This window comes from Roseburia sp. AF20-18LB, assembly GCF_003461185.1.
Classification (GTDB): domain Bacteria; phylum Bacillota; class Clostridia; order Lachnospirales; family Lachnospiraceae; genus Roseburia_C; species Roseburia_C amylophila.
Map to the genome: position 1 here is coordinate 26,809 of NZ_QTWP01000012.1, position 11,155 is coordinate 37,963.

Annotated in this window: 10 protein-coding genes, 1 tRNA gene and 1 rRNA gene; all 12 read left to right on the forward strand. The window is 38.6% G+C overall.

The genetic code is table 11. The features are described from left to right. The first annotated feature begins 36 nt into the window (after window positions 1–36). Entirely contained in the window at window positions 37–1,149 is a 1,113-nt protein-coding gene (gene dnaN / locus DWX65_RS13855) for a DNA polymerase III subunit beta (RefSeq protein WP_117699187.1), read from the forward strand. Window positions 1,150–1,178: 29 nt separating this feature from the next. Next, window positions 1,179–1,388: an RNA-binding S4 domain-containing protein gene (locus DWX65_RS13860; protein ID WP_022242292.1), complete on the forward strand. Its 210-nt coding sequence runs from the start codon at window positions 1,179–1,181 to the stop codon at window positions 1,386–1,388. Beyond that, window positions 1,385–2,476, forward strand: a complete 1,092-nt coding sequence (gene recF, locus DWX65_RS13865) for a DNA replication/repair protein RecF (protein WP_022242291.1) — start codon at window positions 1,385–1,387, stop codon at window positions 2,474–2,476. The genes DWX65_RS13860 and recF overlap by 4 nt, the downstream gene beginning before the upstream one ends. Window positions 2,477–2,503: 27 nt before the next feature. Further along, window positions 2,504–4,420 carry a DNA topoisomerase (ATP-hydrolyzing) subunit B gene (gene gyrB / locus DWX65_RS13870; RefSeq protein WP_117842290.1) on the forward strand — a complete coding sequence of 639 codons (1,917 nt, stop codon included), beginning with the start codon at window positions 2,504–2,506 and terminating at the stop codon, window positions 4,418–4,420. A 12-nt stretch (window positions 4,421–4,432) separates the two neighbouring features. Beyond that, entirely contained in the window at window positions 4,433–7,027 is a 2,595-nt protein-coding gene (gene gyrA / locus DWX65_RS13875) for a DNA gyrase subunit A (protein ID WP_118173661.1), read from the forward strand. A gap of 74 nt (window positions 7,028–7,101) precedes the next feature. Beyond that, complete coding sequence (locus DWX65_RS13880) at window positions 7,102–8,025, forward strand: putative ABC transporter permease (protein ID WP_118173662.1); 924 nt, start codon at window positions 7,102–7,104, stop codon at window positions 8,023–8,025. Between the two features lie 6 nt (window positions 8,026–8,031). Beyond that, on the forward strand, window positions 8,032–8,532 hold the full coding sequence (locus DWX65_RS13885) for a hypothetical protein (RefSeq protein WP_118057782.1): 501 nt from the start codon (window positions 8,032–8,034) through the stop codon (window positions 8,530–8,532). 11 nt (window positions 8,533–8,543) lie between these two features. Further along, window positions 8,544–9,389, forward strand: a complete 846-nt coding sequence (locus tag DWX65_RS13890) for a fumarate hydratase (protein WP_118173663.1) — start codon at window positions 8,544–8,546, stop codon at window positions 9,387–9,389. A 1-nt stretch (window position 9,390) separates the two neighbouring features. Further along, window positions 9,391–9,903, forward strand: coding sequence for a GNAT family N-acetyltransferase (locus tag DWX65_RS13895; protein WP_118173664.1), 513 nt, complete (start codon window positions 9,391–9,393; stop codon window positions 9,901–9,903). A 60-nt stretch (window positions 9,904–9,963) separates the two neighbouring features. Then, a complete protein-coding gene (locus DWX65_RS13900; protein ID WP_118088422.1) occupies window positions 9,964–10,521 on the forward strand; it encodes a Fe-S-containing hydro-lyase in 558 nt (185 codons plus the stop codon). 126 nt (window positions 10,522–10,647) lie between these two features. Next, window positions 10,648–10,735: transfer RNA gene (locus tag DWX65_RS13905), tRNA-Ser, on the forward strand. A 274-nt stretch (window positions 10,736–11,009) separates the two neighbouring features. Further along, a 16S ribosomal RNA gene (locus DWX65_RS13910) occupies window positions 11,010–11,155 on the forward strand; the annotation flags it as partial.

Below are 11,155 nucleotides of genomic sequence, written 5' to 3' on the forward strand. Positions count from 1 at the left end.
TTATATTTATATATGTCGAAAGGAGTTATGAACAACATGAAAATCATCTGTTCAAAATCAAATTTACTTTATGGTGTAAACATTGTTTCCAAAGCCGTACCAACCAGAACGACCATGGCTATCTTAGAATGTATCTTAATAGATGCTTCTGCCGGTGAGATTAAATTAACTGCCAATGATATGGAACTTGGAATCGAAACAAAAATAGAAGGAGAGATTGAAGAAAGAGGAATTATCGCATTAGATGCAAAAGTTTTTTCTGATATCGTAAGAAAGCTTCCTGACAATGAAGTTGTAATCGAAACAGACTCTTCCTTTAAGACAACCATTACCTGTGAAAAAGCAAAATTCAATATCATTGGAAAATCCGGTGAAGATTTTTCTTATATTCCATATATTGAAAGAAATGAAGAAATCAGCATTTCACAGTTTACTTTAAAAGAAGTAATCCGCCAGACAATCTTTTCTATTGCAGATAATGACAATAATAAGCTGATGACAGGAGAATTATTTGAAATCAATGAGAACAGCTTAAAGGTTGTATCACTGGATGGCCACCGTATTTCAATCCGTAATATAGAACTGAAAAATAATTATGAGCATAAGAAAGTGGTTGTTCCTGGAAAGACTTTACAGGAAATCAGCAAGATTCTCCCGGGAAATGCTGACGAAGATGTCAGCATGTATTTATCAGACAACCATATTGTATTTGAATTTGGCAATACCACCGTTGTTTCCCGTCTGATTGAAGGCGAGTATTTTAAGATTGAACAGATGCTTTCTTCTGATTATGAGACAAAGGTTAAGATTAACAAACGTGAATTATTAGACTGTATCGACCGTGCTACCCTTTTAGTAAAAGAGGGAGATAAGAAGCCGATTATCATGAATATAACAGATGATAAGATGGAATTAAAAATCAATTCTTTCATTGGTTCCATGAATGAAGAAATTGATATTACCAAAGATGGAAAAGATATTTTAATTGGATTCAATCCGAAATTCTTTATCGATGCCCTTCGTGTCATTGATGAAGAAGAAGTAACCCTTTATATGGTAAATCCAAAGGCACCATGTTTTATCCGGGATGAAAATGAGACCTTTATCTATCTGATTCTTCCGGTAAACTTTAATGCAGCTGCAAACTAGGATTTGCAGAGGCAGGAAGAGAGGCAATCATGCAGGAAATTAAGCTGCGGGATGAATATATTAAGCTGGGACAGGCGTTAAAAGCTGCCGGAGTCGTAGACTCCGGAGTCACTGCCAAGCTTGTAATATTAGATGAAAAAGTTAAGGTAAATGGCGAGGTTGAAGTACAGCGTGGCAAGAAATTATACGATGGAGATGTAGTGGAAGCTTTGGGCGAAACCATAAAGATTGTAAAATGATAATAAAGTCCATTGAACTTAAGAATTTCCGTAATTATGAAGAGTTAAATCTGAATCTTGACGGTGGAACCAATATTTTATATGGGGACAATGCCCAGGGAAAGACCAATATATTAGAATCCATTTATGTCAGCGGAACAACGAAATCCCATAAGGGAAGCCGCGACAAAGAAATGATTCGTTTTGGTGAAAATGAGGCACATATCCGTACTATGGTAGAAAAAAATCAGATGAGTTATCAGATTGATATGCATCTGAAGAAGAACCGTTCCAAGGGAATTGCTATTAATGGTGTGCCAATCCGCAAGGCAAGTGAGCTTTTCGGTGTGCTGAATATGGTATTTTTCTCACCGGAGGATTTAAATATTATCAAAAATGGTCCTTCCGAGCGCAGAAGATTTTTAGATTCGGAAATCTGCCAGCTGGATAAAATTTATCTTTCTGATTTAACCAAGTATAATAAAGTTTTAAATCAGCGCAATAAGCTGTTAAAAGATATGGTATTTCATCCGGATTTGGAAAATACGTTATCCGTGTGGGATATGCAGCTCATTTCTTACGGCAGGCGGATTATCAGCCGGCGCCGGAGATTTGTAGAAGAATTAAATGAAATTGTCCGGGGCATCCATGAAAGCATTTCCGGTGGCAGGGAGCAGCTGACGCTGACGTATGAGCCGGATATCGAAGAAGCTTTTTTTGAAGATGAATTAAACCGGGCGAAGGAAAAGGACAGAAAATACTGCAGTACCTCCGTGGGACCCCACAGAGATGATATTTCCTTTTTTATCGGAGATATCGATATCCGTAAATTCGGTTCCCAGGGACAGCAGAGAACTTCTGCTTTATCACTGAAATTATCAGAGATAGAGCTGGTGAAAAGATGTATTCATGATACACCGGTACTTCTTTTAGATGATGTGCTTTCCGAACTGGACAGTAACAGGCAGAATTATCTGCTTAACAGTATACATGATATTCAGACGGTCATTACCTGTACCGGTCTGGATGAATTTGTAAGAAACCGCTTCCAGATTGATAAAATATTTGAAGTCATAAGCGGAACAGTAAGTGAAAAAAATGAAATGTAAAATAATCCGTGAATAGGAGGAATACAGATGAGTACGGAATACGGAGCAGACCAAATTCAGATTTTGGAAGGTTTGGAAGCAGTAAGAAAGAGACCTGGAATGTATATTGGAAGTACCTCTGTGAGAGGACTTCACCATCTGGTATATGAAATTGTGGATAACTCTGTCGACGAAGCACTGGCAGGTTATTGTACCCATATTATCGTTACGATTAATAAAGACAATTCCATTACAGTAGAAGATGATGGACGTGGAATTCCGGTAGGAATTAACCACAAAGCAGGTATTCCTGCGGTAGAAGTAGTATTTACTGTATTGCATGCCGGCGGAAAATTCGGCGGTGGAGGATATAAGGTATCCGGTGGATTACATGGTGTAGGAGCATCCGTTGTAAATGCACTTTCTAACTGGCTGGAAGTACAGATTTTCCACGATGGAAAGATTTATAAACAACGTTATGAACGTGGACATACTATGTATCCACTGAAGGAAGTCGGAAAATGTGATATAAATAAAACCGGTACTACTGTAACCTTTTCTCCGGACGGAAGCATTTTCGAAGAAACCGTATATGATTTTGATACATTAAAGCAGCGTTTAAGAGAGACTGCATTCCTGACAAAGAATCTTAGGATTACACTTCGTGATGACAGGGAAGAGCCTGTAAAAGAACGGGTATTCCATTATGAAGGCGGTATTAAGGAATTTGTAACTTATTTAAATAAGAGCAAGGAAGCATTATATCCGGAGGTTATTTATTGTGAAGGTGAGAAAAACGGGGTTCTTGTTGAAGTTGCTATGCAGCATAACGATGCATATAACGAAGCTACGTACAGCTTTGTCAATAACATCATCACGCCGGAGGGTGGAACACATCTGGCAGGTTTCCGTAATGCGCTTACCAAAACTTTTAATGAATATGCGCGGGCGAATAAGATTTTAAAGGATTCTGAGCTGGCACTTTCCGGTGATGATATCCGTGAAGGTTTAACTGCTATTGTAAGTATTAAGATTGAAGAGCCTCAGTTTGAGGGACAGACCAAGCAGAAGCTTGGTAACAGTGAAGCAAGAGGAGCCGTAGACAGCGTAGTAAGTGAGCAGCTTACATACTTTTTAGAGCAGAATCCTCAGGTTGCAAAGACCATTTGTGAAAAATCACTTCTGGCACAGCGTGCAAGAGAGGCAGCGAGAAAAGCAAGAGATTTAACCAGAAGAAAGACTGCATTAGAAGGAACCTCACTTCCTGGAAAATTAGCAGACTGTTCTGATAAAGACCCGAAAAACTGCGAAATTTTCATCGTCGAGGGAGATTCCGCCGGTGGTTCCGCAAAGACTGCAAGAAGCCGTGCAACCCAGGCAATTCTTCCACTTCGTGGAAAGATTTTGAATGTAGAGAAAGCAAGACTTGATAAAATTTACGGAAATGCTGAGATTAAAGCCATGATTACAGCATTTGGTACCGGTATTCATGAAGATTTTGATATCAGTAAATTAAGATATCATAAGATTATTATTATGACCGATGCCGATGTGGATGGTGCCCATATCAGTACTCTGATGCTTACTTTTATTTATCGTTTCATGCCGGAATTAATCAAACAGGGCTATGTATATCTGGCACAGCCGCCACTTTATAAGATTGAGAAAAATAAAAATGTCTGGTATGCCTACAGCGATGAACAGCTCAACAATATCTTAAAAGAGATTGGACGAGACGGTAATAATAAGATTCAGCGATACAAAGGATTAGGAGAAATGGATGCCGAGCAGCTTTGGGAGACAACCATGGATCCTGAGAAGAGAATCTTACGTCGTGTTGTAATGGATGAAGAAGAAGCATCTGAAATTGATGTAACATTCAACACCTTAATGGGTGATAAAGTAGAACCAAGACGTGATTTTATTGAAGCAAATGCGAAGTATGTCCAGAACCTGGATATCTAGGAGGAAGAATAGATGGATGACAAGATATTTGACCAGATACATGACGTAGACTTAAAGAAAACGATGGAAACATCCTATATAGACTATGCCATGAGTGTAATTGCAGCCAGGGCTTTGCCGGATGTAAGGGATGGTCTGAAACCGGTACAGAGACGTGTACTGTTTTCCATGATAGAGTTGAACAACGGTCCGGATAAGCCACATAGAAAATGCGCCCGTATTGTCGGAGATACCATGGGTAAATATCACCCACACGGAGACAGCTCAATCTATGGAGCATTGGTAAATATGGCACAGGACTGGTCTACCAGATATCCATTGGTAGATGGTCATGGTAACTTCGGTTCTGTAGACGGTGACGGAGCTGCGGCAATGCGATATACCGAAGCAAGACTTTCTAAGATTTCCATGGAAATGCTTGCTGATATTAATAAAGATACCGTTGATTTCATGCCAAACTTTGATGAGACCGAGAAAGAGCCTGTTGTACTGCCATCAAGATTTCCAAATCTTTTAGTAAATGGTACAACTGGTATTGCGGTAGGTATGGCAACCAATATTCCGCCACATAACTTAAGAGAAGTTATCAATGCAGTAGTAAAAATCATTGATAATGAAGTAGAGCAGGATCGTGGAACCGATATTGAAGAGTTATTAGATATTGTAAAAGGACCTGATTTTCCAACCGGTGGAATGATTCTTGGTACAACCGGAATCAACGAAGCATACCGTACCGGCCGTGGAAAGATTCGTGTCCGTGCAGTTACCAATATTGAGCCGATGAACAATGGAAAGAACCGTATTATTGTGACGGAACTTCCATATATGGTAAATAAAGCCAGACTCATCGAAAAGATTGCAGAGCTGGTAAGAGATAAGAAAATTGACGGAATCACAGATTTACGTGATGAATCAGACCGTCAGGGTATGAGAATCTGTATTGAGCTGCGTCGTGATGTAAATCCAAACGTAGTATTAAATCTGTTATATAAACATACCCAGTTACAGGATACTTTTGGTGTTATTATGCTGGCACTGGTAAACAATCAGCCGAAAGTCTTAAATCTGCTTGATATGCTAAACTACTATCTGATGCATCAGAAGGAAGTTGTAACAAGAAGAACGAAATATGATTTAAACAAGGCAGAAGAAAGAGCTCATCTGTTAGAGGGTTTACTGATTGCCTTAGACCATATTGATGAAGTAATTTCCATTATCCGTGGAAGTAAGACAACACCGGAAGCAAAAGAAAAATTAATGAACCGCTTCGGACTCAGCGATGCACAGGCACAGGCTATTGTAGATATGCGTCTGCGTGCACTGACCGGTCTGGAACGCGAGAAAATTGAAAATGAATATAAGGAATTAGTAGCAAGAATTGCAGAATTAAAAGCAATCCTTGCAGATGAGAAGAAACTTCTTGGTGTCATCAGAGAAGAAATTCTTCTGATTGCAGATAAATATGGAGACGAAAGAAGAACATCTATCGGATTTGACGAATATGACATTTCCATGGAAGATCTGATTCCGGTAACCAATACGGTAATCACCATGACAAAATTAGGATATATCAAGCGCATGAGCGTAGATAATTTCCGCAGCCAGCATCGTGGTGGTAAAGGAATTAAGGGAATGGAGACCATTGAGAACGATTATATCGAAGAGCTTCTCATGACAACCTCCCATCATTATCTAATGTTCTTTACCAACAGCGGAAAAGTATATCGTATGAAAGCATATGAGATTCCGGAGGCAGGAAGAACAGCCAGAGGAACCGCAATTATCAATCTGCTTCAGCTTCAGCCGGGTGAGAAAATTACCGCAGTTATTCCGATTAAGGAATACAAAGAAGGTGAATACCTCTTTATGGCAACCAAGAATGGTATTGTGAAGAAGACACCAATCTGCGAATATGCAAATGTCCGTAAGACAGGTCTTGCAGCAATTAACCTTCGTGATGATGATGAACTGATTGAAGTAAAGAAGACAGATAACAATAAAGATATCATCTTAGTAACCAAATATGGCCAGTGTATTCGTTTCCATGAAACAGATGTAAGAAGCACCGGTCGTGTATCCATGGGTGTTATCGGTATGAATTTAGCAGACAGCGACAAAGTCGTAGGAATGCAGTTAAATACCCAGGGTGATGCACTGATGATTGTATCTGAAAAAGGTCTTGGAAAATGTACCCTGATGTCTGAATTCTCACCACAAAACCGTGGCGGTAAAGGCGTGAAGTGCTACAAGATTACCGAGAAGACCGGTAATATCATCGGTGTCAAAGCCGTAAATCAGGATAACGAAATAATGCTGATTACCACAGAAGGAATCATCATTCGGATTCCGGTAAATGGAACAGCACTTTTGGGCAGAGTAACATCCGGAGTAAAACTGATTAATGTAAATGACGGAGTAACTGTAGCCAGCATGGCTAAGGTAAAAGAAGATAAATCCATTATGGAAAATAATATTCCGGAGCCGGAACAGCCAGAGGGCGTTATTGTAGAAGAAGATGAAGATGCATCAGCATCGGAGGAAGAACTGATATCCAAAGAGCTTAGTGAATTAATTAACCGCGCAGAGCAGGATAGCGAAGAAGAATAAGAAATTTTATAAAAAAGAGGGCGGAATCACTGTATCATGATTTCGCCCTTTCAAAAAATAATGGGGGATTAAAGATGCCACAGACATTTTATGAAGTACTATGGATTTTTATTATTTATGCATTTATCGGATGGTGCAGCGAAGTATCATATGCAGCATTGGATAGGGGAATCTTTGTAAACAGGGGATTTTTGAACGGACCGTACTGTCCAATTTACGGATGTGGAGTATTAATCGTGGTTGTGTTATTGACACCATTAAAGAAAAATTTACTGATATTATATTTAGGTTCCTTCCTATTGACATCAGTTCTGGAATTTATAACAGGATTCGTAATGGAAAAAGTATTTCATAATAAATGGTGGGATTACTCGGATAAACCCTTTAATATAATGGGATATGTATGTCTGAAATTTTCAATTTTTTGGGGATTGGCATGTACCTTTATTATGCTGATTATTCATCCGATTATTTACGGATTCATTCATCTGATACCGCATATTGTGGGGGTGGTATTACTTATAATTATAATGACCGGATTTGCCATTGACGTAGTAGTAACGGTATCTACTATTGTGAAGTTCAACCGCAGGTTAAAGGTAATGGATGATATTGCAGCAAAAATTAAAGTATTGTCCAACCAGATTGGTGAAAATATTTATGAAAATGTAGAAGAAGCACTGGAAAAATCTGCAGAGTTTAAAGAAGAGCATGCAGAACAGATAAAAGAACTGGAAGAAAAGAAAGAAAAACTGGCTACTGCAAATGATAAGAGAATAGAAAAATTAAATGAAGCAGCAGGAAATACAAAGAAGAAAATTACCGGAGTAGCAGATGAGACAAAAGAAAAATTAGAAGAGCTGCGTAAAAAATATAACGAATTATATCATAAGAAGAATGCAGTATCCAGCCGTCTGATGAAAGCATTCCCGGATATGAAATCAAAACATCATAACGAGATTTTGCAGAAATTAAAGAAAATCAATATAAGAAAGTAGGAAAATATGAAACCGAAAATAAAAACAGGGATAAGCGCAATCATGATAATAGGATGGATATTTGCAGGGCTGGGTTCTGTCTTTTTAATAATGGGAATCCTTTTTCTGACACAGTCCGGTAAAGAGGAAGCCTTTAAAATGTTAGGACTCATCTTTGGCGGAACCGGACTATTCTTTTTCCTGATTGGTGTCATTTTTTTGATATTGCATTACAATAATAAAAGCAGCTTAAAGAAAATTGTAGATAACGGCTATTACATTATGGCAGAAATTTCAAATATAGATATGAATTATAATGTAAACGTAAATGGCAGATGCCCTTATGTGATATATGCCAGATATCAGGATATGAATGGCTGCATCCATACATTTCACAGCCGCAACATTTTCTTTTATCCGGCGGGAATGATGAAAAATAATATGGTAAAAATTTATACAAGACCGGATAATTTTAAAAAATACTATATGGATATCGATGAGATTTTACCGGAAGTACAGATGCATTAAAGGAGACAGAAATGATAAGAACAGTAAAAACAAGTGAAATAACAGAAAATATCAAAGAAATGTGCATTGAAGCAAATTATTATTTATCCAGGGATATGGATGCAGCAATGAAAAATGCGGCTGCAACGGAAGAATCTGAACTAGGACAGAAAATATTAAATCAGTTACAGGGTAATCTTGAAATTGCAGATAAAGAGCAGATTCCGATTTGTCAGGATACCGGAATGGCAGTGGTATTTATTGAAGTTGGACAGGATGTTCATTTTGAAGGTGATGCTATAGAAGATGCCATTAATGAAGGAGTGCGTCAGGGATATGTGGAAGGATATCTTCGGAAATCCGTCGTAAAAGACCCACTGATTCGTGAAAATACCAAAGATAATACTCCGGCAGTTATACATTATTCCATTGTGCCAGGCGATAAAGTGAAAATGACTGTTGCACCAAAGGGATTCGGCAGTGAAAATATGAGCCGCGTCTTCATGTTGAAGCCTGCAGAAGGAATCGAAGGTGTTAAAAATGCCATCATGACTGCAGTAGCTGATGCAGGTCCAAATGCCTGCCCGCCAATGGTAGTAGGCGTTGGAATCGGAGGCACCTTTGAAAAATGTGCGATTCTTGCAAAAAAAGCATTAACCAGAAGCGTAGATTCCTATTCTGAAATACCTTATGTAAAAAATCTGGAAATAGAAATGTTAGATAAAATTAATAAGTTAGGCATCGGACCGGGCGGATTAGGCGGAACAACTACAGCCTTAAAGGTAAACATCAATACATACCCGACACATATAGCAGGACTTCCGGTGGCAGTGAACATCTGTTGTCATGTAAACAGACATGTGGTAAGGGAGATTTAAAATGAACGCAATTGTAATAGAAGGAAAAGAATATCATTTTAAAATGGCACATCCGGAAAATACAGAAGAAATACTGTCTTTATACCAGAGTGCCATGGGAACAGAAGGCTGCACCTGGGATGAAACATATCCAAGCCGGGAGACCATTGCAAAAGATTTTGCAAATCAGGCATTATTTATAATAGAAGATAATGCCCATAAAATAGCCGGAGCAATTTCAATTGATGAAGATACGGAAGTAAATACATTAACCTGCTGGTCGAAGCAGTTAGAGCCATCCGCGGAGCTGGCTCGTCTTGTCATAAGAGAGACAGAACAGAATCATGGAATGGCACGCGTTATGATTCAAAAGACCATGGAAGAATTAAAAAAAAGTGGCATGAAAGGTGTGCATTTTCTGGTAAGTAAGACAAATGAACGGGCAATGCGTTCCTATCAGAAATTGAATTTTACAAAATGTGGTGAATCGGATCTTTATGGAGAAGACTGGTGGTGCTACGAAAAGGCATTATAATAGATTTATTATAAAAGCTGGTAAATATCATTATTTATTATAGAAAGAACAGGTGATAGAATGGATAAATATATTAAAACACCGATAACAGAAGAAAAGACAGCAGAGCTTCATGCAGGAGATTATGTATACATAACAGGAACGATTTATGTGGCAAGAGATGCAGCTCACAAGAGAATGATGGAAGTCTTAGAAAGAGGAGAAGAACTTCCGATAGACATTTTAGATTCCACAATCTATTATATGGGACCATCACCGGCAAGAGAGGGAAGACCAATCGGTTCCGCAGGTCCGACCACTGCAACCCGTATGGATAAGTATGCACCAACCCTATTGGATTTGGGTGAAAAGGCAATGATTGGAAAAGGAAAACGTTCCAAAGAAGTCATAGATGCCATCATCCGTAATAAAGCAGTATACTTTGCAGCAATCGGCGGGGCAGGCGCGCTTCTTTCAAAATGCATTACCAAATCAGAAATCGTCTGTTATGAAGATTTGGGAGCGGAAGCCATCCGCAAGCTGGAAGTAAAAGACTTCCCGGTAATAGTTGTGATAGACAGAGATGGCAACAACCTCTATGAAACAGCAATAGAAAAATATAAGAAAATCCAGCTTTAAAATGCTCTAAAAAAATAAGTGAAAAATAATTTGAATTTGTGATTGACAAAGTGAAATAGTTTTAGTATTATTATCTATGCGTCATGTACGCAGACAACATCATATTTATTTGGAAAGTTCAGATATGGAGAAATACTCAAGAGGCTGAAGAGGCGCCCCTGCTAAGGGTGTAGGTCGGGCAACCGGCGCGAGGGTTCAAATCCCTCTTTCTCCGCTTTTTCCAAAGATAAAGAAATTTATTTTTTTTTGGAAAAAGTTATTGACAGATAAGAAATAAGATGTTATACTAAATGAGTTGTGTCTGAGAGATACAATAAAGAACCTTGATAACTGAACAGTGAAATAACCTTGAAAGATTTTGAGAAAAACGTAATCAAAAGATTACAAAATCATTCAGGACAGCATCTCTATTTAATAGAAGAATGCGACCTAAAACAGTAAACTTTAGGATATTTAGCCAAGCTAGATTTCTGAAAGGACAAACACTATAACATGAGAGTTTGATCCTGGCTCAGGATGAACGCTGGCGGCGTGCTTAACACATGCAAGTCGAACGAAGCACTTTATTACGATTTCTTCGGAATGACGATTTGGTGACTGAGTGGCGGACGGGTGAGTAACGCGTGGGTAACCT